The organism is Corynebacterium aurimucosum, from assembly GCF_030408555.1.
Lineage (GTDB): Bacteria > Actinomycetota > Actinomycetes > Mycobacteriales > Mycobacteriaceae > Corynebacterium > Corynebacterium aurimucosum.
Window position 1 is genome coordinate 750,372 of record NZ_CP047048.1, and the last position, 23,371, is coordinate 773,742.

A 23,371-nucleotide genomic window follows, 5' to 3' on the forward strand; every position below is an offset into this window, starting at 1 on the left:
CCAGGTACATCGGAAAGCGGCCTTCTCCGTGCAGGTGCCTACGAGCTTGTTGAGGCCGTCGGTAATGAAGGAGCCGGCGAAGACGGCCGGCGGGATCATGATGAAGGCGTGCATGATCGGTCGCCGTGCAGGTAGCGTAGGTCCATCTGGAGGATAGATTCGTCGATGTCGACTTCCTGGTCCTCCATCTTGTGCAGCCTGCCCATCAGGGAGCCGGCCACGAGACCGAAGGCGACGGAGGCGTAGGCGACGGCCACACCACTGGCCTCCACAAGCAGGGTGATACTGCCGGAGACACCGTGGCCGCCGATCATGGAGACCGAGCCGGTCATGAGCGCCAGGTCCTTCTCCAGCCCTACGAACGGGCCGAACAGCAAGGGCACGAGGTCTTGGAAGAAGCACAGCGCGGTGCACAGCACAAGGAAGGTCATGACCTTCGGGACGGCGGCCTTGAGCACGTAACCTACAGAGATGAAGAAAATGACTATAAAGAAGTTCTGCAACGTGGTGTCAAAGGTCAGTTCCAACAAGCCGGTCTTCCGCAGCGCTAGGTTGATGAGTGCGAAGGCAAAACCGCCGATAACGGGCACGGGGATGGCAAAGCGCTCAAAGAAGCACAGCTTCCGTTTGGCCCAAGGACGAACATCAGCATCACCACCGCAAAACCAATCGATTGCACCATGTTGGAACGAGTGTCATACATCATTTTCCTGTCGTATCTCTTCGCCTCATGCTAACGATTGTGCTTTCTCCACCAGCGGAAACTGGCTTGAGCAAGGCCACAAATTTTGCAGAACTCTAGATGCATTACTGTCTCATGGGTCCGGTTGCCCAATCCCCACGATCCCGCGCCTTTCGGCCTGCTTGTCGATGACCCACCGCCGTACCGCCTCGGTACCCGCACCGTCGCAGCGCCACAGCAGCGCAGCCCAGGCACAACAAGAGGCGCAGCCCTACAGGGATGGACTGCGCCTTGCAGTGGCGTGAGCGGCTGGGGTACTGGCACGCTAGCCGGCCTTAAGCCGGGCTGTTAGTCAGCGGGAAACTCCAGGTCATTGGCATAGGCGTAGGAGTACTGGGTGCCGCGCTTGGTCACGGAGTCGGCCGCGTAGAAGGCGGCGCGCTTGAGCGCGATCTCTAGGGCGAGGCCGGCATCGACGGCATTGGCGAAGCAGCCGATGAAGGCGTCGCCGGCGCCGGTGGTGTCCACGGCGGCCACCGGGAACGGCGGGGTAAAGATTTCCTTTTCCTCCGTCAGGGTGAGCACGCCGTGCTCGCCGAGGGTCACGATCACGTTGCGGATGCCCTGGTGGCGCAGGTAGCCGGCGGCGGCGCGGACCTCGTCGAGGGTACCCACCGGCATGCCGGTGATGAGCGCGAGCTCGGACTCATTCGGGGCGAAGTAGGCGCAGTCCTTGATGTCCTCCAGTGACAGGTCCGGGTGGGCCGGGGCCGGGTTGAGCAGGACCGGGATGCCGAGCTCCTTGGCCAGGCGGATGGTGTAGTAGACGGTGGGCAGCGGGATCTCTAACTGCATCACAATCAGGGAGCACTTGGCCAGGTCCGCGCGGGCGGCGGCGACGTCCTCTGGGGAGAGCTTCGCGTTCGCTCCCTGGACGATGAGGATGGAGTTCTGGGAACTCTCATCCACGAAGATGGGAGCGACACCGCTGGTTGCGTTTGTGTCCAGCACATACTTGGTTGAGATGCCATTTTCCGCGAAATTGGCCTTGGTGTTGGCCGCGAAGGCATCGTTGCCCACGCGGGTGACCATGAAGACTTCCGAGCCATTGCGGGAGGCGGCAATCGCCTGATTGGCCCCTTTACCGCCGCAGCCCATTCGGAAGTCCGGGGCCTCTAGAGTCTCCCCTGGGTTGGGCATGCGGTGGATGTAAGTGATGAGGTCAACCATGTTGGAACCGACGACAGCAATCATTTGGCGCTCCTTTGGCCCGTGCGGACGTGGAAGGTGCGGGTCTCGCCCGCGCCCAATTCAATAAGGGTACCGGCGGCGCGCGCGGCGTTGAAGCCTTCGGGGCGCGAGGTACCGGGCAGAACGAATGCGGCAACCTGCTGGTCCGCGTTGTGCAGGACCCAGCGGGTGGCCACCGGGAACTCGGCGGAGTCGAAGCGGGCGAAGTAGCCGCCCATGGTCACCTCGATGTCGCTGCCGAAACGCGGCAGGTCGTCGGCGAACCAGACGATTTCCGGGTCGTACCTATCTGGCTCCACCAGAGCCGGATAGGGCTTGCCGATGATCTCTGCGTTGAACGCGGTCCACTCCGGCGTCGGGGTGACGTGGGCGGGCACGGATTCGCGTAGGCGGAAGGCATCTGCAGGCAGGTTGCCGCCGAACTCGGCGCCTTCGACGTAGGCGTAGTTCATGTGGCACATGTACTGCAGCGGCATCGACTGGTAGGCGCTGTTGTTGGTGACCTTGAGGTCGATGTCGAACTCGGTCTCCCCGGTGCCCAGACGCACGGTCGGCACCGCGGTGTAGTGGTGACCGAAACCCTGGACGTAGGTGTAGGAGCCAGAGATGGCGACGGTGTTCGCGGTGACCTCGAGCCAGGCGGCATCGTAGGGCGCGCAAGGGAACTCGCCGTGCAGCGGGTGTGTGTCGTCTGGGGCTGGGCAGCCGGCGGCCAGCAGGCCGGAGTGGAAGGCGAAGCAGCCGTAGGTGTCTACGATGACATCGGCGGGCTTGGGCTCGGTGAACATGTTCTTCATCGTCAGGGAGCGTCCGTCGAAGTTGGCCTCCCAGATGATCTGGCCCAGGAAGGGCAGGACTTCCACGAAGCCGCGGCTGTTGGTAATGCGGACGGCGTCCACACCGGATTTATAGGTCCACGCGGTGACGGTGAACTCTTCAGAGCTAAGCAGAGTGTGCTTGGTACCGAAGCCCTTGGCCAGCGGGATGTTGAAGATTGATACATCGGTCATGATTAGCGCTCCTTGTAGAGGCGGAGGAAGTGCACGAGTACGGCGGCGAAGCAGAAGAGGCTCACGCCGAAGGCCAGCTGCATGGAGCCGGTCTTGTCAGAGACCAGTCCTTGGACCAGCGGCACCACGGCGCCGCCGATGATGGCCATGACGATGACGGCACCGCCGGTTTCGGTGTGGCGCTTGTCTTCGATGGCGTCCAGGGTGCGGGAGTAGATGGTGGCCCAGCAGGGACCGAACAGGCCGGAGGTAATGACGGCTGCCCACACGGCGGTGATGTTAGGCACGAACATCACGTACAGCAGGGCCAGGCAGCCGAGGACGGAGTAGCCGATGAGGACGAGGTTCGGGTCAATCTTGGACATGAAGATGTTCGCGAGGAACTTGCCCAGGAAGAAGGCGATGAAGGAGAAGATCATGAACGTGGACGCAGATCGCTCGTTCAGATTGGAGTCCAGGTTCAGCGCTAGGCGGATGGTGAAGGACCACACGGCGGTCTGCATGCCCACATAGAGGAACTGGGTGAGGATGCCGCGGCGGAACTTGGCGTTGCCAGCCAGGTAGGATAGGGTCTCGCCGATGGAGGCGGTAGCCTCATGGGTGGCGTCGCGCAGCGGCTTGCAATTCGGCATTTGGGTCAGTGCCACGACGATGAGCAGGGCCACGAGCACCATAATGATGTACTGGTACGGGCTCAGGGTGCGCTGCAGCATATCTTGCGCGAACGCGGTCTTCTCATACTCGGTCATGGTGGACATCTGGGTGTGCAGGGCGTCGCCCTCGGTGAAAACGAGGTACTTGCCCAGAAGGATGCCGAAGATAGACCCCAGCGGGTAGAAGGTCTGGGAGATGTTCAGGCGCAGCGTCGACGAGGACTGCGGGCCGAGCATCGTGGAGTAGGTGTTGCAGGAGGTCTCCAGGAAGGACAGGCCCACTGCGATGGCAAACAGGGCCACGAGGAACACACTGTAGGTGGCCATGTGGGAGGCCGGGAAGAACAGGGTGCAGCCCACGATGTAGAGGGCCAGGCCGATGAGGATGGAGAGTTTGTAGCTGTAGCTCTTAATTACGCGGGAGGCCGGGATCGCGATGAGGAAGTAGCCGCCGTAGAAGGCCGACTGCACGAAGGCGGACGCGAAGTCCGACAGGGTGAAGATGGACTTGAACTGCGTGATCAGGATGTCGTTGAGGGAAGCGGCGGCGCCCCACATCGGGAAGCAAATGGAGATGAGGATGAACTGGAACCAGGGAATGCGGTCCAGGTAGCCGTCCTTCTGCTGGACGGTTGGGTCCTTGATGAGCGTCATACCAGGCTCACCCCATTCGACGTGCCGATGCGGGTGGCGCCCGCGGCGACCATAGCGGCCATGTCCTCGGCGGTGCGCACGCCGCCGGAGGCCTTTACGCCGATCTCCGGGCCGACGACCTCGCGCATGAGGGCGACGTGCTCGATGGTGGCGCCGCCGGTGCCGAAGCCGGTGGAGGTCTTAACGAAGTCGGCGCCGGCGGCAACCGCGCGGGTCGATGCCTCCTTAATCTGCGCCGCATCGAGGTAGCAAGTTTCCAGGATGACCTTGACCAGGGAGCCCTCCGCGGCGTCGACAACTGCCTTGATGTCAGACTCCACGGCGTCCCAGTCCCCGTCAAGGGCGGCGCCGACGTTGATGACCATGTCGACTTCGCTCGCCCCCTTGGCGATGGCGTCGCGGGCCTCGAAAGCCTTGACCTCGGAGGTATTCGCGCCGAGCGGGAAGCCGATGACGGTGCAGACCTTCACCTCAGTGCCGGCGAGCTGCTCTGTGGCGCGGGCGACCCAGGTGGGGTTGACACAGACAGACGCGAAGCCGTGCTCCTTGGCCTCGGCGATGAGGGTGTCTATCTGCGTCGCCTGTGCGGTGGGCTTGAGGAGAGTGTGGTCAATTAGTTGTGCGTTGCGCATCACAAACCTTTCTGTCGGTGGGGTGAATTACTTTCATCATCCTCCATCGGCAGAACATTTGTCAATCGCTTTTGTTACATACGTGCCAAAAGTAACACTTTATCGGCGGTGGCTTGGTCGATGACCAGGTGCGTCACGTACCCCTCGCGTAGCGCCACCAGGATGGCCTCCGCTTTTTCCAATCCGCCTGCCACCAGCAGACGAACCGGCCGCGACTTCAAATCCTGCAGGCCTATTCCCACCGTGCGTGCGTCTATGTCCGGCACGCATACCTGGCCCGACCTGTCCACCCAGCGCGAACAAATGTCACCCACCGCCGTTGACAGAATTCGTTCCCGGTCTGAGTCGGAAAAATATCCCAGCTGGAACAGCATGGACTCCGGCCGAGCCGCGCCAACGGTGAACACTACGACATCGGCAAGCGCGCCCCGCTCCATCACGCCCGCGATGTGCGGCTCGTCCTCCACCAGGCGCTTGACCTCTGCGCTGCGGAACACCGCCGGCAGCGGCAGCAGTCGCGCGTGCGCGTGGAACGCCCGGCAAAACAAATCAATGGTCTCGAAGTCATTCGTCGCCCGCTCCGAGTGGCTCATCCCGCCTTTCAGCTGCACAATCTCCACCCCATGCACATTCTGCACCTCAAGGTGGCGCGCGATGGCATACATTGTGTTACCCCAGCTCACGCCCACACTGTCGCCGTCCTTGACCAGGCCCTGCAGCACTTGCGCTCCCAGCCGGCCCAGGGAATCCACCAACTCACCGCCGTTGCCGCCTGGCCCCGGCGCCACCTGCACCGCGCTCAGCCCGAAGGCCTCCATGAGCTGCGCCCCCACCGTGGACCCACTCTCCCGCGGGTCCGCAATCGTGATGCGTACAAACCCCTTTTCCCGCGCAGTAGCCAACAGCTTCGAGACCGTGGGGCGCGATACCCCCAGCTCCTTCGCCACCTCCGATTGCGACTTATCGGACAGGTAGTACAGCTTCGCAGCATCGATTGCCTGAAAATCCCGAGCTTCCATCATCCTTCTTTCATACACGCGGATCCCAGTGCCCTCTTCCGTAGCGCCACGAGCCCCGCTTGAACGACTCAATTCTAGGTCCGTTGGCCGATGCCGCGCAGGCGGCTTAGTGGGCTGAATCGACAAAGCCTCCCACCTTGTCCCGCCGGGCCGCATGCATCCCATCGTGAGGCAAATCATGGCCAAGCAATTGGCCGATCCTCGACCAAAGTGCACAAGACCTAATATTGCCCACCATTGTGGGTTTGGGGGAGAGCCGCGGGCCTTTGTAGAGAGTTGCGAACCGGGGAAGTTTTGGCTTTAGGCCCAATCGACGTTGGTGCGCAGGGAAGCCAGCAGGTTGCGAACCGCATCACGGCGGCGTGCAGAAGCTGTCCCTTCCTCTATGCTGAGGTCCAACCCGCATTCGGGGTCCGCGGGTGGCCCGGCATGCGTGCAGCCACGCGGGCAATCCTCAATCGCTTCGGCAAGATCATCGAAGACCTCAATGACGTTTTCCGCATCAATGTGGGCTAGGCCGAAGGAGCGGATGCCTGGGGTATCAATGATCCACCCGCCATGCGGGGTGCTTCCTTCCGCCGGCAGTCGCAGCGCCACCGACTGCGTCGATGTATGGCGGCCTTTGCCCACGGCGGAGACTTCGCCGGTTTCGCGGTTGGCATCCGGGACGAGCCGGTTGACCAAGGTTGATTTACCCACACCGGAGTGGCCGATGAGGGCCGTGACATGTCCATCAATTGTGGCACAGACCTGCTCCAGTCCATCGTCCACGCCAGCTTCCACCACGGTGACATCCAAGTCCGCAAACTCTTGGGCGAACGGAGTGGGATCGGTGAGGTCGGTCTTCGTCAGGCACAGGACCGGCTGGATATTGCCGGCGAAGGCCGCGATGAGGGCACGCTCCACGAATCCGGAGCGCGGCGGTGGATCCGCCACAGCACTCACGATCAGCAGGCGGTCCGCATTCGCCACCACGATTCGCTCATAAGCGTCTGTGTCATCCGCGGTGCGCCGAAGGACGGAAGTGCGCTCCTCTAGTTTCACGATGCGCGCGAGGGTGTCCTTCTTACCAGAAGTATCGCCCACGACGCCGACCCGATCACCGACCTCGACGGGCGTGCGGCCCATCTCGCGGGCGCGCATAGCGGTGACGACTGGGCCATCACTATCAAGGGCAACTCCCCAGCGCCCGCGGTCCTTGGTGATGACCATGCCGAACTTGGCATCCTTGTGCTTCGGACGGTCCTTCGTGCGGGGGCGCGACCCTTTGCCCGGCCGGATACGGACATCAGATTCGTCGTAGCTGCTCGCGCGCCTAGCCATGGATCATGGCCTCCCACATCTTGGCGAAGCCGGGCAGAGTCTTGGACGTGGTATCGATGTCCTCGACCTCGATACCGTCGACTGCCAGGCCAATGATGGCGCCAGCGGTGGCCATGCGGTGGTCGGCGTAGGAGTGCCACTGGCCGCCGTGGAGTGGGGCAGGGGTGATGCGGAGGCCGTCGTCAAGCTCAGTGACGTTGCCGCCCAAGCCGTTAATCTCTGTAGCGAGGGCCGCCAGACGGTCCGTTTCATGGCCGCGCAGGTGCGCGATGCCGGTCAGGGTTGACGGCGTTGAGGCCAGAGCACACAGCGCGGCTACGGTCGGGGTGAGCTCGCCGATATCTCCCATATCGAGATCGATGCCGCGCAGGCATGCTAGACCCTCCTGTGGGCCAGTGACCTGCAGGTAGGGATCTCGGTGAGGTGCCTGCGGGACGTACTCAACCTGTGCCCCCATGTGCTCCAGGATGCCGCGGAAAGCATCACCTGGTTGGGTCGTTTCCTCCGGCCAATTCAGAATGTTCACGCTGCCGCCGGCGACTGTCGCTGCAGCCAGGAAGGGCGTGGCGTTAGAGAGATCTGGTTCGATGTACCACTCGCGTCCCTCAATCTCTCCAGGCCGCACGACCCAATTATCCTCGCCCGCGAGCACATGCACGCCGGCCTCACGCAGCATACTAACGGTCATGAGAATATGTGGTTGGGAAGGGACGGTGCCGCCTTCGTGGCGCACGCTGATACCGTTGCGGTAGCGCGCCCCGGCCAGGAGCAAGCCGGAGACGAACTGGGAAGAAGCGGAGGCATCAATGGTGACTTCGGCGCCCTCCGGAATGCCATGGGGCGTGATGCTAAGTGGCAGGCTATCGCCTTCGATGTCGACGCCCAACTCACGCAAGGCCATGGTCATCGTGGACATGGGGCGCTTGCGGGCATAAGGGTCACCGTCGATGACAACGGGCCCATCGGCCAGCGCTGCCACCGGAGGCAAGAAGCGCATGATCGTGCCAGCCAGGCCACAATCGACGGTCGCGCCATGCAGCGTCCCCGGGCTCACGCGCAGGTGCGGTCCCCACTCGGAGATACCTACGCCCATGGCCTTCAAAGCTTCTTTCATCAGGTCAGTATCGCGGGAGACCAGCGGGTTGTAGATGATAGAAGGTGAGTCGGCCAACGCAGCGAGGATGAGGGCGCGGTTGGTCATCGACTTTGACCCGGGAACTTCCTGAGTCCAGGACAACGGGCCGGCGGGTTGGGGAGCACACCAGAAAGCAGACATGTAGTCCATAATAAAGGGCATGTGCGGAAGATTTGTTCTGTTCACCGAGTCCCTACTGGAGGAAGTCGTAGCGTGGGAATCCATTACGGAAGTTCATGCGCCGGAAGGCCTGCCGCCGGCACGCTATAACATTGCTCCAACCCAGCCCATCGCCATCGTGCGGGTTGCGGAGGAGACCGCCCGTGTGGAGCCAGCGCGCTGGGGGCTTATCCCGCACTGGAAGAAGGACCTCGACGGCCCGCCGCTGTTTAATGCCCGCGCGGAGACTGTGGCGCAGAAACCTTCCTTCCGGGATGCCTTCAAAGCACAGCGCTGCGTTATCCCGCTGGATGGTTACTACGAGTGGAAAGCCGGTGGGGATAAGAAGGCCAAGAAGCAGCCCTATTATGTGACCGGGCCCGATGGCCTGCTGTGGGCGGCTGGTTTGTGGGCCACGGGGTTGGAGAGGCTCTCGGCCACGATGGTGACCACGGATGCCACGGAAGAGATGGCGTGGCTGCACCACCGCTTGCCCAAGTTTCTAACTGCAGATGAAATCGCGCCCTGGCTGGCGGGGGAGGCGCTGCTGGAGCCGAGCTCTGTGCGCGGCTTTCAGGCACGCCCGGCCGACCCCGCAGTGGGCAACGTGCGCAACGACTACGCAGAGCTTATCGACGAACCACCGGCCACCACCTTGTTCTAGTGCGCGAGAGCTAGTCGGCGAGCACGTCGGCGAAGGAGAGCTCCAGCACGCGGGGGAGATCTTTCGGATTCATCTCAATGTCGAGGCCACGCTTGCCGCCGGAGAAGAAGATGGTATCGAAGAGCAGCGCGGTCGCGTCAACGACAGTGGGCAGGACGTGTTTGTGCCCTAACGGGGAGATGCCGCCGGGGATGTAGCCGGAGGACTTGGAGGCGTCGGCAGGCGCGGCCATTGTGGCCTTGGACGCACCGAAAGCTGCGGCGGCCTTCTTGAGACTGAGCTGGTGTGTGACCGGAAGGACGCAGACGGCGAGTTGGCGTTTGGGGCCTTTGCCGGCGCTCAGATCAATGACGAGGGTTTTGAAGATACGCTCAGGAGTAACGTCGAGGGCCGCAGCGGCTGCCTCGCCGAAGTTTTCGCGACCGCCATCAAAGGTGGAGACGTGGTGGTCAATACCTGCCTCTTCGAGGAGTTTGAGAGCGGGGGTAGCGGCACGCGGGGTCTTCTTGGACATATAAACCACCCTAGTCCTGAGCGCTAGGATGGTCGGTATGGCCACAGAAACGACGAGCGAGACGCTTCAGAAACAGCGGTTGTTTGAGGAGCAAGCCTTGCCCTTGCTGGACCAGCTTTACGGCGGAGCGATGCGTCTGACGCGCAACCCGCAAGACGCGGAGGATTTGATCCAAGAGACCTACCTCAAGGCCTTTAGCAACTTCGATTCCTTCAAACAGGGGACGAACTTGAAGGCGTGGCTGTACCGCATCATGACGAATACCTACATCAACTCCTACCGGAAGGCCAAGCGCCGCCCAGTGGAATCCTCAGCGGACGAGCTTAGTGACTTTCAGCTGTATACCACGTCCGGACATGACTCCACGGGCCTGGAATCAGCGGAGGTCGAAGCGCTCAAGCAGATGCCGGATTCGGAGATTTCCGAGGCCATGAATGACCTGCCGGAGGATTACCGCATGGTGGTGTACTACTCGGATGTGGTGGGTTTGGCCTATAAGGAAATCGCAGAAGTGATGGGCACTCCGTTGGGGACGGTCATGAGCCGCCTCCACCGCGGAAGAAAATTGCTTCGTGCAGCGTTGAAGGACGTAGCACGAGACAAAGGCATTGGTCGCAACCACCCAGAGATGGAGGAGAAGTAATGGAACGCGCAACAGGACGCAATTGCGGTGCGTGTAACTCTCCGGAGGTTGAAGCGCTCTTTCGGGAGCTATTCGATGAATCAACGAGCTATGCGCGAGCACTGGAAATCCGCGAGCACCTCGCGCAGTGCGATGCCTGTCAGCAGCGCGTCGAGAGCGAGGAAGTAGTCCGCGCACTCGTGCGCAAATGCTGTGGGGGACAGGTCGCACCTCAGTCACTGCGCCAGCGCATCAGCGTGCAGATTACGCGGACTGAGATTACCTGGGGATAGGGCCTCGAGCGCCTAAAACCGGCTCAGGATATGCAAAAGGGCTCGTTCCCTCCCTCGATTCGTGAGGGGAAGAAACGAGCCCTAAATTACTGACGTTATGCGCCAGGACGCTTGCCGTGGTTAGCGGGCTTCTTACGGCGATCCTTGCGCTTGCGGCCACGCTTGCTCATCGTATGCTCCTTCTGTTAAAGGGAAATGAACTTATTCAACTGTAGCGGCAGGGTATGCCGAGGTGTTAATCGGGGGTGCGCCTACTGCGGGTTTCTTAAGCGGAAACGCGGGCGCGAGCGCGGCTGCGGTTACGGCGCTTGATAGCGCGGCGCTCCTCCTCAGAGAGGCCGCCCCACACGCCGGCATCCTGGCCGGACTCGAGGGCCCACTTGAGGCAAGAGGAAGCGACCGGGCAGCGGTTGCAGACCAGCTTGGCCTTAGCGATCTGGGTGAGTGCAGGGCCGGAATTACCGACAGGGAAGAAGAGCTCCGGGTCTTCGTCGCGGCAAACAGCTTCGTGGCGCCAATCCATGATTGATATCTCCTAACAAATTTTTGACAGCAGTAGATGAAAGCAGGCGCACCGAGGGCAGTTCACGGCAGTGAACTGTTCCGAGTGCTACGGGGTTTAAGTGAACTGGTCTGCGGTCAGTGGGGCCCTGTCTCGAGTTGGGGCCAGCGTCGCCGCCGCCATGGTTCACTTTTGGTTAACTTGGAGTTTTCTCCGAGTTAAGAACTGATTTAACAGCTCGTTGTTTTTGCTACCTGAGAATAATGACACGTTTACTCATTCCCCGCTAGGGGTAGAGGCCGAAAAGTGTCCAAAGTCACTAAATAAATTCCGTCAATTCATATGATTGTTATGGGTTGGCCCCTGTAAGAACCCTGTCAGAAACGCTTCCACCTGCGGTGATGAGGGTAAGGTAGTGAGTGTGGTGACCTGGATCGCGTCAAATCCGGGTTCATCCCTCTGCCCCCGAAATTACGGATGGAGGAAGCCGAGGAACACCGCGGCGGAGGAGGATTAGGCTGAAGCATGTGGGTGCGCGCGGGTTATGGCGTGGAGTCGTCCTAAGTACAGGGCTGAGAAGTAAACTAAATCTCCGTGAATAAGAAGCAGAAACAGTCCTCGACCACGCCTGCCCAAACTGAGGGAGGCCGTCCCCCGGGAACGGTGGTAGCGGCTGCCGGCATCGCCGTGCTCCAGTCCATCGTGGTAATTATCTTCGGAATCTTCCTCATCGTCCGTGAGCTAACCGGTGCTGAGAACGACTCCATGGTGTCCGATTCTGGGGCGACGGGCTTCGTCGGCCTAGGGACGGCCATCTTCATTTTTATCGTCTTCGGCTTTGTCATCGTCGCCTCGTGGGCCTTTGTTAAGGGCAAGCGCTGGGGCCGCGGAGCTATCGTGCTCGTGGAGTTTATTTTGGGTGCCATCGCCTTCCAGATGTTCAGCGGAGGCTCAGCAGCGCTCGGCGCCGTGACGCTGGCCAGCGCAGCGTTGGTGCTCTACCTGCTCATGGTGCGCCCTGAGGCAGCGCAATGGGCTGAAAGCCACTTCTAGGCAAGCTGTTTCTTAAACAACTAAGAAGTTAAGAGGCAGTGAGCGCCACGGCGGTGTTTCCACGCTGCTCGATGATGACAGTGCCCGCAAGAGTCAGCGAAACTGGACCGTTATAGCCGTCACGGTCGACGGGAATGCTGTGCTCGGTCTTTCCGGTAGCCCAGTCCACCACGTCGATCCCTTCCTCCGTGGGCACCAGTAACCGCTCGCCGACGGCGATGCCGGTGCCAACTGCCTGCTCCAGAACATGGTCCACTTTGAGCTCGGTTGGGGTAAAGAGATAAAGACGTTCGCCGTCGAACCACGTCATGTGGTGGGGCAGATCAGCGACCGCAGGGGCGAAGGGGGAAGCGGAATTCGTGATGGCCTTCGATGGCTCCACGTCCGTGGAGGAGAGCGTTTCGCCCTCAAAGTTATAGGAGACGATACGTGGCGCATCGCCCGGCAGAAAGACCGCAGCGGCCTCCTGACCGTAGGCAATGAGACGCGCGCCTGGGTTATCAATCTCGATATCCTTGGAGATTTCAGGCGAACGCGCATCCTCTGGTGTGGCGTTGTGGATGCGCAGCCACGTGGAGTCTGGAGAATCCGGACAGGATTCGGTGACGGCCATCGTTTCGGTGCGGGTCAGTGCTGAGGAGATGGCGCAGTCTTCGTGGGGCTGGAGGTTCGGTTCTTGCTTGGCTTCGACATCGCCATATTCAACAGTGCGCACCAGGTCAGAGCGCCATAGTTCTACGCGCTCGGCGGAAACGGTCCCCACGCGGTCATTCGACACAATGGGGACCACCTGCTCGGAATTACGGGCGCTGCGGGTATCTGAGTACTGGCCGGACACCGCATCGATGGCTACCACATCGCCGCAGCCATTTCCCACGTCATAGGTGGCAACGACTTTGTTCCACGCCGTGCCGAGCGAACAGAGGTCGGCATCGAGGCGCTGGTAAGTCCAGACCGTATCGCCGGAGGTATCCGAAGCGCGGAGGGTATCGCCGTCATGGGTTATCAGCATCCCCTTCGTGGATATCGCGCGGGATTGTCCCGGCACCACAGTGTTGGGGAGGCTGAAGGTTTCAGTGAGGGAGTTGGGGACGGTATCGAGAGTCTGAGTCTTGGCATCAGACGCGGCATCGACAGCGGGAGTGAGCTCCGATTTGTGGATCGGTGCCGTAATCACCGCGCCGCCAATAGCAATGGCACAGACCGCGCTGATCGCGCCCACTGCAAGCCAGTCTGCCTTGGTGGAACGCAAGATGGGAGCCTTCTTCGCAGAGCTTGGCTTCTTCGCGGACTCCGGGCCCTGCTCGGTGCTCATCGGCGTCCTCCTTGGCGGGGCTTGCGCGTGCGGGAACGGGTGCGGCGGGAGGCACGGGCAGATGCCGTGGAGGAACGTGGTGAGCCTCCACGCGGCGACTCCCCACGTGAGTGAGAGCGCCGCGGTGCACCCAGCACTTTCGTGGGTGGGCCGACGGTGTCAGCAACCGTCTTTGGGATATCGAGGGCTTCCGCAAGCTCCGGGGAGGTGCTGAACCACTGCGGTGGCTCTGGCTGGCCCAAATCGAGCTCATCGTTGATGACTTGCCATTTGCCCAGCTCGTCGTAGCCGACGAGAGTGATGGCCGTGCCCGTGTGCCCCGCGCGACCAGTGCGTCCGATGCGGTGGACAAATGTCATCGGGTCATCGGGCACCTGGTAGTTGATGACGTGGGTGACATCGTCAATGTCGATGCCGCGAGCGGCGACGTCCGTGGCCACGAGAATCTCCACGGTGCCTTTCCGGAAGGCATCGAGCGAGCGTTCGCGTGCTTTTTGGTCCAAATCGCCGTGGACCGCGCCCACGCGAAAGCCGCGCTGTGCCAGCTCGTCCGCGACGGCGGCGGCCGAGCGTTTCGTACGCGTGAAGATGATGGTGCGTCCGCGGCCTTCTGCCTGCAGGACCTTTCCCAAGACCGCGATCTTATCCATACGGTGTGCCTGGAAGGTGACCTTGCGCGTGGAGGCATGCGTCTGCTGGGCATCACCAGACTCGGCGCGGATGTGCACCGGCTTTTCCAGGAAGGTACGTGCCAAGGTCACGATGGGCCCAGGCATGGTGGCGGAAAAGAGCATGGTCTGGTGTGGGTTGCCGTGCAGGAGCGAGAGGATCTTCTCGATATCCGGCAAGAAGCCCAAGTCCAGCATCTCGTCGGCTTCATCCAGAACTAAAACGCTGACGTGGTCGAAAGAGAGATGCTTCTTCTGGCAGAGATCGAGCAGACGGCCTGGGGTGCCGACGACGACGTCCGCACCAGACTCAATCTCCTTGATCTGTTCTTCATAGGGGCGCCCGCCACACAGAGTGACCACTCTGAGCGGAAGGTTTGCGGCGGCGAGCTCCAGGTCCCCGCTGACCTGGATGGCCAGCTCGCGCGTCGGTGCAATGACCAGTGCGCGGGGAGTGCCGTCGAGTTCCGGGATGTCGGCGTCATCGAACACGCGATCCAGCAGCGGGACACCGAAGCCATAGGTCTTACCCATGCCGGTGCGCGCTTGGCCGATGAGGTCCTGGCCATTCAAAGCGATGGGCAGGGTGAGCTCCTGGATGGCAAAGGTGTGCGTAATCCCGTTGTCAGCGAGGGCATCGCAGATCTCTACAGCGACGCCGAGTTCGGCAAAGGTAGGGGATTCGCGGGATTCGCGGGATGATTTCGGGGCAAGCACACCTTGATAGTAGAGGACGTGGCTATAGTGGGGCCATTAGAGCGCCGGGGCGCAGTTCTCACGGCACCGATTAAAGAACACGATTTAAGGGAGATACACCACATGGATATCAAGTTTGGTTTTGCCGATACCGCCCGTGAGCTGGTTATTCACGCGGAAGGTGAGCGCGAAGAACTGACCCAGACCATCAACAACGCCTTGGCAGACAACTCCACCCTCGAATTGAAGGACACCAAGGGCCGCTCCTACATCGTGCGCACTGAGCGAGTTGTTTACGTAGAGATCGGCACTGCGCGCGCACATACCGTCGGATTTGCGGGCTAAGTACGCGCGCGCTGGCTCAGCGGGTAGCCTAAATGGCCATGGAGAATCCCGCGGATTTTAAGCAGCACCCACAGCGCCTTTCAGCGGTGGAGCGCTTCGCGCGCGAGTACGGCTGGTGGCGCGTGGTGGCGATCCCCGTCATGGTCGTCATCACTGTGTGGGTGCTGGTTGATGTTTTCCGCTCGCCCGCCCAGGAGGCGGAGGTGACGGCGGCAGGGGAGACGTCGGCAAGCAGCACTGCCGCATCCGCCTCCTCGCGTAAGGGGCCGGATCCCGCCAATGCCAGTGCGGTGGCCGCCGCCAAGGATGGTTTGCCCGCTGGCGGTGACTTCACCGAGCAAGGTGAGGAAACCTACCGCGATGCAGGGCCGTCTACCATGCACGCGGGCAAGGGCGGGAAGCAAACCATCCGCTTTTCCGTTGAGATTGAAAACGGCATCGACACCTCCGCATATGGTGGGGACGGTGCTGTCGTTGCGCTTGTTGACGCCACTCTGGCCGACCCTCGCGGGTGGACGGCCAACGGTGACTTTGAATTCATCCACGTCAAAGCCGATGACAACCCTGATACGCACATCCGTCTGACGTCATTGGGAACCACGGCGAAGTTGTGCGGCGCGCAGTTGGAATCAGAAACCTCCTGTCACACGACCATTACGGGGGAGTCCGCGGTCAACCTCAACGAGTCTCGGTGGGTGCGTGGCGCGACGCCCTTTGAAGGAGACTTGGGCAACTACCGTCAGTACCTGATCAACCATGAGTTTGGCCATGCTATCGGTTTTGCGGCCCATCAACCCTGCGGCGGTGACGGTAAACTCGCACCGGTCATGATGCAGCAAACGCTGAGCTTGAACAACGCCAAGCTTTTTGAGAAGGAACCCAACGAGGTTTATCCGGACGAGGATGTCACGTGCGAGCCGAACCCGTGGCCCTACCCGAACCCGGCTAATTCTGATCACGCTAAGCCTGAGTAGGTCGCCCCAAACCTAAGGATTGTTTTCCCATGCCATTGCCACCTGAGCCCGTTCTTGCTGCTTTCAACGCCGAGTTTCACCCGCGCCGAACACAGGGTGAGCTTGTGGGCCCTGCGTGGGATAACGGGATCCGCGTGGGCGATATTGTCTTCGCCGAGGCTCGGCCGTGGACTGGCTGGTCCGCCAAGGTCCGCGAGAAGCTCAGCCTGCCGGGAGCACGTATTGCCCGGCCGGTGCTGACGGCGGATGGGCGCTACACTGCTGCCGGGTGGAAAGCCACGCAGTTCGTGGAGGGGCAGTTGCGGGGGCGCATCGATGAGACTGCGCAGATGGCACTGCGCCTTGATGAAGCGCTCGAGTTGGCGCCGTTGCCGACGGTGGACCGGCGCGATGATGTGTTCGCACGGGCAGAACGGGCAGCGTGGGAGGAGAGCGGCGAGGCCTATTCCGATGCTGAGCTTGCGCAGCTCCCACTTGTCACCGCCCACATGGACGTGCTGGGTACCATGGTTTTCTCTGGGGCGAACCCGCCAGCGCTGACCGATATCGTACCTTCCGCGGCACCGCGCCCGGTTGGCTGGTCCGCCGCGCTGGTCATAGTGGATGGCCTCATCGCAGGCGCAGTGGATGATGATATTTCTGCCCGCTTTGCGTCGGTTCCCGGCATACAGCAGCTGCTCTTGCGTGCAGTGGCGTATCGCCGTTACGTCAATAGCCTGCACCCGCGCTCCAAAGCGACCGTGCGTTCGAATATTGAAAGGGTCGAAGAGGCCCTCGTGTCCGCAGCATCTGACACACTATAGGGCGTGAAGTACAGCAGCGAATCCCCCACACGTACCGGCGTCACGCTTCCTCCCTCGCCGGAAGTCCGCCTCATTCCCCGAAGCCGCCGCGCCACGTCGCGCGAGTGGGATGTTCCTTTGCCACAGCAAGGTACCTGGCGGGTGCTGGGTGCGGCAGGGTCAGGGGTGTCGAGCCTGCTGATCGACGTTGTCTTGGCCCAACTCAATGCTGGAGCCGATGCCTCCGGCATCCTCGTCGTCGCCCCATCCAAGGAATCCGGCTCGTTGCTGCGCCGGGAGTTAGCAGAAAACCTCGATGACTACGCCGCACAGACTTCGATGGTGCGCTCGGTGCACTCATTGGCTTTTGCGCTTCTGCGCCACAGTAGCGAGGAGGAGCTGCGTCTCATCACTGGTGCGGAACAGGATGCAGTGATTCGTGAGCTGCTGCAGGGCCATGCGGCCGATCGCCGGGGCGCGTGGCCAGAGGAGATGCGCCCGGCCCTGGAGTATGTGGGCTTTGCGCGCCAATTGCGTGATTTGTTGCTGCGTGCCATCGAACGGGGGCTCGGACCGACGGACTTGGAGGAGCTGGGACAACGCTACGGCCGGCCCATGTGGGTTGCTGCCGGAGACTTCCTGCGCGAGTATGAGCGCACTCAAGCGCTGGCGGGTTCGCATTCCTATTCCGCTGCGGAGCTGGTCAGCCAAGTGCTTTTGCGCCCAGAGCTGTTGCGCGAGCACCCGTGGCACACCATCGTGGTCGATGACGCGCAGTTGCTGGACCCGACCTCCGGCCAGCTGATCGCGGAGCTGGCGAAAACTGCACGCCTCACCGTGATTGGCGGTGACCCCGACCAAGCGGTCTTCGCCTTCCGTGGTGCTAATTTGGAATTCCTCACCACCTGGAAGGCAGAGAACGAACTTCGCCTGAGCTCTACGTACCGCAGGCCGTCCCCGGCGTGCGTGAGCGTCGTGGATTCCCGCGGCACCTTGCGTGATGTCCTGGCCAATACGGTTCGCCGCCGGCACTTAGAAGACGGCGTGGACTGGCGTGATATCGCAGTGATCGTGCGCTCTACCGGGGATATTGGATCTGCCCGTCGCACGCTGCTTTCTGCTGGCGTGCCGGTGCACATCAACCCCACGGACGTGGTGCTCGCTGAGCAGCGCTTGGTCAAAGCAGTACTTCTGGCTTTGCGTGCTCTGGAAAATGAGCTTGAGCCCGTGGAGCTCGAGGACCTGATTACCGGTCCCGTGGGCGGCGCTGATCCGGTGACGCTGCGGAGGCTCATCCGCGGCCTGCGCCGTTGGAAGCCGGAGCAGCGCGGAATGAATACACTGCGGGAGTTGCTGGACGGTGAGTTGCCGGACTTCAATAACCTCCTCACCGAGCGCGAGGAAGCGATTTTGGCGCGTATTCGCGGGGTGCTGTCTGCCGGGCGCGCGGCCTTGCAGCAAGGCGCTGCTGTTGAGGAAGTCCTGTGGGAAGTGTGGCAAGCCACCGGTTTGGATACACGCCTACAGGCAGCAGCCCTGCGCGGCGGTGCCGCGGGTTCGCAGGCGGACCGTGACTTGGACGCGATGATGGCCTTGTTCGACGCCGCCGGCGATTACGCCGAGCGTCGTCCGGCGGCGTCGTTGGAGTCCTTCATTCTGCACATCACGGAGCAAGAACTGCCCACCGGCGTGCGGGATCGCCGCTCAGCCTTGCCCAATGCAGTAGAAATCCTCACCGCGCACGGCGCAGTGGGGCGCGAGTGGGACACCGTCATCGTGGCGGGCGTTCAGGAAGGAACATGGCCCTCGGTAGGGGAGACCGGCTCTCTTTTTGGGCAAGAAGATCTCATCGATGTGCTGGATCGCGGCATCACTCCCGGCACCCCAGTCAGCCACGTGTCGGGGCGCTTGGCGGAGGAGCGCCGTCTCTTCCACGTGGCCACTACCCGTCACCGGCAACGGCTGCTCATCGTGGCGGTGGACTCACCGGAGAGCGATGTCGTGGAAGAACCCTCGCGTTTCATCGACGAGTTCCTTTCCGCTCGCGGCGTTGATGTTCCCGGCGCACAAGCGCGCCGGGAGGCGGGCAAGCGCCTCGCACGCCAGGCCTGGCCACGTGAGTTGGGCCTCGAGGTGCCGGAGCCGAATCCGGTGACGCTGCCCAGTGCTGCTAGTGGGGAGGAAGAGCTCGATCCTCTCGATGTCTCCGTACTCTCGGTGCCCGCGTTTGTGGCGCAACTGCGCCGTTGTGCAACTGATCCGGAGACCAATGAGGCGGAACGTTCCCAGGCGGTCCGGCAGTTGGCCCGTTTGGCGGAGGCTGGGGTCCCTGGGGCGCATCCGGCTCAGTGGTGGGCCGCGCGCGGCGTGGCTTCGGAATTGCCGCTGCGTGGTTCGAGCACGGTGTCGCCATCCCGGGTCGATGCCTTGCTCACGTGTCCGCTCAACGCGGTGCTCGGGCAGCTCGTGGAGGATGATTCTGCGAACATCAACCTGCTACGTGGTAATTTGGCGCATGCTTTCCTGGAAGCGCTGGGGCGCGGTGCTGCCGCCGAGCCTGCGAAGCGGCTAGTGCTCGATGCCTTCGATGCGCTTGTGGAGGGGCCAGCGTGGCACCGTGAGGCTGAGCGTGTGGACTTTGAGCGCCTTATCGACCGCACTCATAGTTGGGTGCTCTCGAGCTCTACATCACTTGAACCCGTTGGCGTTGAGGTCCCCGTCAACGTGGACATCGGCTCCGATGTCACCATTCGCGGGTTCATTGACCGGTTGGCGAAGGCCGGGGAAGACTATGTCGTGGTGGATCTCAAGACGGGGACAAAAGTCCCGTCGGCGGCCCGCGCCCAAGACAATACCCAGCTCATGACATACCAGTTGGCGCTAGCACACGGCGCGCTTGTTACAGCACCCGCGGAACCTGGCGGCGAGTCGCAGGCTGTGTCTATCCGGACCGGTGATGGCCTGCCGCGTGGCGGAGGTGTTCTGGTGTATCCGCGCTCCAGTACTGCCGCCGTGTCCACCCGGGAGCAAGCCACCAAGCCTCCTGAAGAGCTCGAAGAATTTGCGCAGTCGCTGCCCGCACTCGTGGCTGAGCTGCGTGGTCCGGACCTGACCGCACGTGAAAACGCTGATTGTGATCGCTGCCGGATCCGCTCTATCTGCCCTGTGATGAATGAAGGAGGTCTGGTGACCGATGCCTAAGAATCCCGCTCAACACTTCAGCCCTGAGGAGCTGGCTGCCGCGCTGGGCAAGCCCTTTCCGCCCACCCCGGAACAGGCCGCCGTTATTGATGGCCCGCTTGGACCGAAGCTCGTCGTGGCCGGCGCAGGCGCTGGTAAGACGGAGACGATGGCCTCGCGTGTTGTATCGCTCGTGGCCAATGGGCTCGTGCGGCCTGAGCAAGTCCTTGGCCTAACCTTTACCCGCAAGGCAGCCCAGCAACTAGAGCAGCGCATCCGCCGCCAGCTGCTAACCCTGCGTTCCTCTGGAATCCTTGCCCCGGGCAGCCCAGCGGCAGAAGCAGTGGAAAATATCGCGCCAAACGTGTCCACCTATGACTCTTATGCGGGTGATCTTGTCCGCGAGTATGGCCTGCTCATGCCGGTCGAGCCGAATGCCCGAATCATCACCGAGGCGGAACGCTATGCCATCGCCCACGAGGTGGTCAGCAATTACTCGGGTTCGCTCAGCACAGATAATGCGGTGTCCACGGTCACCGCTACCTTGCTCAAGCTCGCGGAAACGATGGACGGAGAGCTTAAGAATCCGCAGGATCTCTATGAGCACGAGGACATCTTCCGCAAGACCGCTGAGGACCTAGAAAAGAGCAAGAGGACCAAAGGCGAGTTCGGCAAGGACTTGCAGAAATACCTGGATACCCAACGCCTGCGCCTGGAGTACCTGCCCTTGGTGGAAGCTCTCAAGAAGGAACAAGCGGAGCGCGGGGTCATCACCTTCGGTGAGCAGATGTCCATCGCCGCCACGCTGGCCAAGAACTTCCCGCTCTTAGGTGAGCAACAAAGCGCGCGTTACCGCGTCATCATGTTGGATGAGTACCAAGACACCTCCCATGCGCAGCGCATCTTGCTGCGCTCGCTCTTCGGTGGCGAGCGTGAGGGTCTATCAGTTACCGCGGTGGGTGACCCCATGCAGTCCATCTATGGCTGGCGTGGCGCGACGGCGGAAAACCTGGAAGCTTTTGTCACAGACTTTCCGCAGCCGGACGGCACCCCGGCCCCGAAGGACCAACTCACCACCTCCTGGCGTAATCCCTCGACGGTACTCAGCTTGGCTAATGACGTGGCGTCGAAGCTCTTCTCCTCAAGCCCCGGCGAGCGCCCAGTAGATGAGCTGTCGCCCAAGCCCACGGCGCCGGCCGGCAAGGTAGAGCTGGGCTATTTCGCTTCTGAGGACGAGGAGCGCGCTTTCATCGCTGAGCATCTCCGCCAGCTTTATGAGTCCACGCCGGAAGGCGAGGATTTCAATGCCGCCGTACTCGTGCGCACCAATAAGCAATCGCCGTTGATCGCCGCTGCCTTGGATGAGGTCGGTGTGCCCAACGAGATCTTCGGCCTCGGTGGACTTCTCTGGCAGCCGGAGATCCAAGATCTTGTGGCGGTAGCCACGCTTTTGGTGCGTCCACAAGACACCGCCGCGGCGCTGCGTGTGCTGACCGGACCGATGTGCGGTCTGGGCATCGCCGATATCCAGGCGCTGCATTCGCGTCAGCGTAATCTCGCCGGCGCCACCGAAGGCCGCACGCGGTGGGAAGGCGGTGATCCCCTGGCGCACCTAGCCGCCCAGGTTGAGGAGATTACCGCGGAGGGGCCGGACCAGGTGCTGGGGCTTGCCGACGCCCTCGCAGACCTCGGCGAACGCGATCGCTACAGCACCGAAGGCTTGGAGCGCATGGAGGAGGTCTCCTCTAAGCTGCGCTACCTCCGTACCTATTCTTTGGGCAAGACTCTCAACGACATCGTGGCCGATATTGAGCTTCTCTTCGGCTTGCGCACCGAAGTCCTCGCCTCAGGCAAGCCGGGCGGGGCAACGCACCTCGACGCCTTCGCCGACTTTGTCGCGGGCTTCCACGGTGATGGCTTGGCTGGCCTTTTGGACTATCTTGAGTTGGCTAAAGAGAAGGAAGACGGGCTCGAGCTGGGAGAGGTCCCGCTTGTGCGCAACCGCGTGCAGATCATGACGGTGCACAAGGCCAAGGGCTTGGAATGGGAACACGTCTGCGTGGCGCATGCGGATTCCTCGAGCTACAAGGCGCAGGCGGAGACCTTCCTGACCAAGATCGAAAAGGCCCCAGGTGACGAGGACGTCATCGATGTGCCCGAGGATGCGGTGACGCGCTCTGACTTTGATAAGGCGTGCACAGCTTTCAAAGAACAGAACCGCGAGTTCCAAGCAGAGGAAGCGGCACGTCTTTTCTACGTGGCCATGACCCGCACCGAGTCCACGCTGACGGTGACTGGTTCCGGCACGAATAGACTCAAGGGAAAGAGCAAGAAGGGCCCCTATTCCTACCTGCAGTTATTAGCGGATAAGCATCCGGAGCTGATTGTCCATTGGGATATCCCCGACATCCCTGTGGAAGAGGAGGAAGGAGGTGCAGTTGAGGCCTCTTTCCCTTCTTTGAACCCGCAGTCGGAAGCGCTGCAGGCAGCAGAGGCGGTACGCGCGGCAATGGAGAACCTCCCTCCGCTGCGCGATGGCGAAGTCTTCGGTCTCTGGGAACAAGAGGCGAGCGCGCTCATTGAAGAGCACAAAGCGCTGCAGGCCCCGGTGGTCGATGTAGAACTACCCGGCGAGCTGACGGCCTCTGACATGGTGGCCATGTCGGCAGACCCCACCCAATTCGCACGCCGCCAGCGCCGCCCCATCCCCTTCAAACCTAATTCCTACGCCAAGCGCGGCACTGCTTTCCACGCGTGGCTGGAGGATCGTTTCGGCGCGCCTGCTTTGCTGGGGGAGGATGAGCTGCCCGGTTCTCATGATGAACCGGACCACGACTTGGAGTCCCTCAAGGAGTCCTTCCTAGCTTCGGAGTGGGCACAGCGCACGCCGGCTTTCGTAGAGGCCCCCTTCGAGATCACCATTGGCGATTCCGTCGTCCGCGGCCGCATGGATGCGGTATTCCAACAGCCGGATGGCTCGTGGCTCATCGTGGACTGGAAGACTGGCCGCCGCCCCCAGGGTGCTGCTCTGTACTCGGCGCAGATTCAGCTCGCCGTCTATGCGGAGGCATGGCGGCGCATCCATGGCGTGGGGACTGTCCGCGCGGTTTTCTACTACGTGCATGAGAACTATCTTTTGGAGCCGGAGGACTTGCCCACCGGGCCACGGTTGGCTGAGCTTTTAAGCTCTGCAGTTTCCACGTCACCAGGGTTGAGTCTAAGGTAGTCTCACGAGGAAATCCGCA

The 23,371-nt window shown here is 61.8% G+C and carries 22 protein-coding genes; 9 read left to right on the forward strand and 13 right to left on the reverse strand.

Going from position 1 to position 23,371, the window contains the following annotated elements; translation table 11 throughout:
- Positions 1 to 95: 95 nt before the first annotated feature.
- The 8 genes from CAURIM_RS03545 to aroA all read right to left on the reverse strand — a co-directional run bounded on the left by CAURIM_RS03545 (position 96) and on the right by aroA (position 8,521).
- Positions 96 to 590: a sodium/glutamate symporter gene (locus tag CAURIM_RS03545; RefSeq protein WP_201828588.1), complete on the reverse strand. Its 495-nt coding sequence runs from the start codon at positions 588 to 590 to the stop codon at positions 96 to 98.
- Positions 591 to 1,030: 440 nt separating this feature from the next.
- Positions 1,031 to 1,936: a ribokinase gene (gene rbsK, locus CAURIM_RS03550; protein ID WP_201828587.1), complete on the reverse strand. Its 906-nt coding sequence runs from the start codon at positions 1,934 to 1,936 to the stop codon at positions 1,031 to 1,033.
- Entirely contained in the window at positions 1,933 to 2,943 is a 1,011-nt protein-coding gene (locus tag CAURIM_RS03555; protein WP_201828586.1) for an aldose 1-epimerase family protein, read from the reverse strand. Before CAURIM_RS03555 ends, rbsK begins: the two co-directional genes overlap by 4 nt.
- Positions 2,944 to 2,945: 2 nt before the next feature.
- Positions 2,946 to 4,250 carry an L-fucose:H+ symporter permease gene (gene fucP, locus CAURIM_RS03560; protein WP_201828585.1) on the reverse strand — a complete coding sequence of 435 codons (1,305 nt, stop codon included), beginning with the start codon at positions 4,248 to 4,250 and terminating at the stop codon, positions 2,946 to 2,948.
- Positions 4,247 to 4,882, reverse strand: a complete 636-nt coding sequence (gene deoC, locus CAURIM_RS03565) for a deoxyribose-phosphate aldolase (protein WP_201828584.1) — start codon at positions 4,880 to 4,882, stop codon at positions 4,247 to 4,249. The genes fucP and deoC overlap by 4 nt, the downstream gene beginning before the upstream one ends.
- Before the next feature lie 74 nt (positions 4,883 to 4,956).
- Positions 4,957 to 5,904 (reverse strand): sugar-binding transcriptional regulator, encoded by a 948-nt coding sequence (locus CAURIM_RS03570; RefSeq protein WP_201828583.1) that lies wholly within the window; start codon positions 5,902 to 5,904, stop codon positions 4,957 to 4,959.
- Positions 5,905 to 6,201: 297 nt separating this feature from the next.
- Positions 6,202 to 7,224, reverse strand: coding sequence for a ribosome small subunit-dependent GTPase A (gene rsgA, locus CAURIM_RS03575; RefSeq protein WP_201828582.1), 1,023 nt, complete (start codon positions 7,222 to 7,224; stop codon positions 6,202 to 6,204).
- Positions 7,217 to 8,521 (reverse strand): 3-phosphoshikimate 1-carboxyvinyltransferase, encoded by a 1,305-nt coding sequence (aroA, locus tag CAURIM_RS03580; RefSeq protein WP_201828581.1) that lies wholly within the window; start codon positions 8,519 to 8,521, stop codon positions 7,217 to 7,219. Before aroA ends, rsgA begins: the two co-directional genes overlap by 8 nt.
- On the opposite strand from aroA, the gene CAURIM_RS03585 reads away from it, so the two are divergent.
- Complete coding sequence (locus CAURIM_RS03585) at positions 8,520 to 9,182, forward strand: SOS response-associated peptidase (protein ID WP_201828580.1); 663 nt, start codon at positions 8,520 to 8,522, stop codon at positions 9,180 to 9,182. The two genes, aroA and CAURIM_RS03585, sit on opposite strands and share 2 nt — an antisense overlap.
- A gap of 10 nt (positions 9,183 to 9,192) precedes the next feature.
- Here CAURIM_RS03585 and ybaK read toward each other — a convergent pair whose 3' ends face one another.
- Positions 9,193 to 9,696 (reverse strand): Cys-tRNA(Pro) deacylase, encoded by a 504-nt coding sequence (gene ybaK / locus CAURIM_RS03590; RefSeq protein WP_070446140.1) that lies wholly within the window; start codon positions 9,694 to 9,696, stop codon positions 9,193 to 9,195.
- A 37-nt stretch (positions 9,697 to 9,733) separates the two neighbouring features.
- Here ybaK and CAURIM_RS03595 point away from each other — a divergent pair, with 37 nt between their 5' ends.
- Together CAURIM_RS03595 and rsrA are read left to right on the forward strand one after the other, a co-directional pair.
- Entirely contained in the window at positions 9,734 to 10,339 is a 606-nt protein-coding gene (locus CAURIM_RS03595) for a sigma-70 family RNA polymerase sigma factor (protein ID WP_070446138.1), read from the forward strand.
- A complete protein-coding gene (rsrA, locus tag CAURIM_RS03600; protein ID WP_070711157.1) occupies positions 10,339 to 10,611 on the forward strand; it encodes a mycothiol system anti-sigma-R factor in 273 nt (90 codons plus the stop codon). The genes CAURIM_RS03595 and rsrA overlap by 1 nt, the downstream gene beginning before the upstream one ends.
- A 95-nt stretch (positions 10,612 to 10,706) precedes the next feature.
- Here rsrA and CAURIM_RS12985 read toward each other — a convergent pair whose 3' ends face one another.
- On the reverse strand, positions 10,707 to 10,781 hold the full coding sequence (locus CAURIM_RS12985; protein WP_371325741.1) for a 50S ribosomal protein bL37: 75 nt from the start codon (positions 10,779 to 10,781) through the stop codon (positions 10,707 to 10,709).
- A 95-nt stretch (positions 10,782 to 10,876) separates the two neighbouring features.
- Positions 10,877 to 11,134, reverse strand: coding sequence for a WhiB family transcriptional regulator (locus CAURIM_RS03605; RefSeq protein ID WP_042529827.1), 258 nt, complete (start codon positions 11,132 to 11,134; stop codon positions 10,877 to 10,879).
- Between the two features lie 573 nt (positions 11,135 to 11,707).
- Between CAURIM_RS03605 and CAURIM_RS03610 the strand changes: the two genes are divergently transcribed.
- Positions 11,708 to 12,166: a hypothetical protein gene (locus CAURIM_RS03610; RefSeq protein ID WP_070446134.1), complete on the forward strand. Its 459-nt coding sequence runs from the start codon at positions 11,708 to 11,710 to the stop codon at positions 12,164 to 12,166.
- Between the two features lie 28 nt (positions 12,167 to 12,194).
- Here CAURIM_RS03610 and CAURIM_RS03615 read toward each other — a convergent pair whose 3' ends face one another.
- Positions 12,195 to 13,481: an Rv3212 family protein gene (locus tag CAURIM_RS03615; protein WP_201828579.1), complete on the reverse strand. Its 1,287-nt coding sequence runs from the start codon at positions 13,479 to 13,481 to the stop codon at positions 12,195 to 12,197.
- A complete protein-coding gene (locus CAURIM_RS03620; protein WP_070719623.1) occupies positions 13,478 to 14,866 on the reverse strand; it encodes a DEAD/DEAH box helicase in 1,389 nt (462 codons plus the stop codon). The genes CAURIM_RS03615 and CAURIM_RS03620 overlap by 4 nt, the downstream gene beginning before the upstream one ends.
- A 102-nt stretch (positions 14,867 to 14,968) precedes the next feature.
- On the opposite strand from CAURIM_RS03620, the gene CAURIM_RS03625 reads away from it, so the two are divergent.
- From CAURIM_RS03625 to CAURIM_RS03645, 5 genes are read left to right on the forward strand one after another with little or no spacing between them, the layout of a single operon-like run.
- Complete coding sequence (locus CAURIM_RS03625; protein ID WP_012714903.1) at positions 14,969 to 15,190, forward strand: DUF3107 domain-containing protein; 222 nt, start codon at positions 14,969 to 14,971, stop codon at positions 15,188 to 15,190.
- A gap of 32 nt (positions 15,191 to 15,222) precedes the next feature.
- Positions 15,223 to 16,164, forward strand: coding sequence for a DUF3152 domain-containing protein (locus tag CAURIM_RS03630; RefSeq protein ID WP_201828578.1), 942 nt, complete (start codon positions 15,223 to 15,225; stop codon positions 16,162 to 16,164).
- 29 nt (positions 16,165 to 16,193) lie between these two features.
- On the forward strand, positions 16,194 to 16,967 hold the full coding sequence (locus tag CAURIM_RS03635; protein WP_201828577.1) for a hypothetical protein: 774 nt from the start codon (positions 16,194 to 16,196) through the stop codon (positions 16,965 to 16,967).
- Between the two features lie 3 nt (positions 16,968 to 16,970).
- Complete coding sequence (locus CAURIM_RS03640; protein ID WP_425551764.1) at positions 16,971 to 20,147, forward strand: ATP-dependent helicase; 3,177 nt, start codon at positions 16,971 to 16,973, stop codon at positions 20,145 to 20,147.
- Positions 20,140 to 23,352: an ATP-dependent helicase gene (locus tag CAURIM_RS03645; protein WP_201828576.1), complete on the forward strand. Its 3,213-nt coding sequence runs from the start codon at positions 20,140 to 20,142 to the stop codon at positions 23,350 to 23,352. Before CAURIM_RS03640 ends, CAURIM_RS03645 begins: the two co-directional genes overlap by 8 nt.
- Positions 23,353 to 23,371: the final 19 nt, after the last annotated feature.

Bases quoted from the DNA above. Each gene is read 5' to 3' on its own strand.
- rbsK (WP_201828587.1), bottom strand. From the start codon at position 1,936: ATGATTGCTGTCGTCGGTTCCAACATGGTTGACCTCATCACTTACATC.
- CAURIM_RS03555 (WP_201828586.1), bottom strand. From the start codon at position 2,943: ATGACCGATGTATCAATCTTCAACATCCCGCTGGCCAAGGGCTTCGGT.
- fucP (WP_201828585.1), bottom strand. From the start codon at position 4,250: ATGACGCTCATCAAGGACCCAACCGTCCAGCAGAAGGACGGCTACCTG.
- deoC (WP_201828584.1), bottom strand. From the start codon at position 4,882: ATGCGCAACGCACAACTAATTGACCACACTCTCCTCAAGCCCACCGCA.
- CAURIM_RS03570 (WP_201828583.1), bottom strand. From the start codon at position 5,904: ATGATGGAAGCTCGGGATTTTCAGGCAATCGATGCTGCGAAGCTGTAC.
- rsgA (WP_201828582.1), bottom strand. From the start codon at position 7,224: ATGGCTAGGCGCGCGAGCAGCTACGACGAATCTGATGTCCGTATCCGG.
- CAURIM_RS03585 (WP_201828580.1), top strand. From the start codon at position 8,520: ATGTGCGGAAGATTTGTTCTGTTCACCGAGTCCCTACTGGAGGAAGTC.
- aroA (WP_201828581.1), bottom strand. From the start codon at position 8,521: ATGCCCTTTATTATGGACTACATGTCTGCTTTCTGGTGTGCTCCCCAA.
- ybaK (WP_070446140.1), bottom strand. From the start codon at position 9,696: ATGTCCAAGAAGACCCCGCGTGCCGCTACCCCCGCTCTCAAACTCCTC.
- CAURIM_RS03595 (WP_070446138.1), top strand. From the start codon at position 9,734: ATGGCCACAGAAACGACGAGCGAGACGCTTCAGAAACAGCGGTTGTTT.
- rsrA (WP_070711157.1), top strand. From the start codon at position 10,339: ATGGAACGCGCAACAGGACGCAATTGCGGTGCGTGTAACTCTCCGGAG.
- CAURIM_RS03605 (WP_042529827.1), bottom strand. From the start codon at position 11,134: ATGGATTGGCGCCACGAAGCTGTTTGCCGCGACGAAGACCCGGAGCTC.
- CAURIM_RS03615 (WP_201828579.1), bottom strand. From the start codon at position 13,481: ATGAGCACCGAGCAGGGCCCGGAGTCCGCGAAGAAGCCAAGCTCTGCG.
- CAURIM_RS03625 (WP_012714903.1), top strand. From the start codon at position 14,969: ATGGATATCAAGTTTGGTTTTGCCGATACCGCCCGTGAGCTGGTTATT.
- CAURIM_RS03630 (WP_201828578.1), top strand. From the start codon at position 15,223: ATGGCCATGGAGAATCCCGCGGATTTTAAGCAGCACCCACAGCGCCTT.
- CAURIM_RS03635 (WP_201828577.1), top strand. From the start codon at position 16,194: ATGCCATTGCCACCTGAGCCCGTTCTTGCTGCTTTCAACGCCGAGTTT.
- CAURIM_RS03645 (WP_201828576.1), top strand. From the start codon at position 20,140: ATGCCTAAGAATCCCGCTCAACACTTCAGCCCTGAGGAGCTGGCTGCC.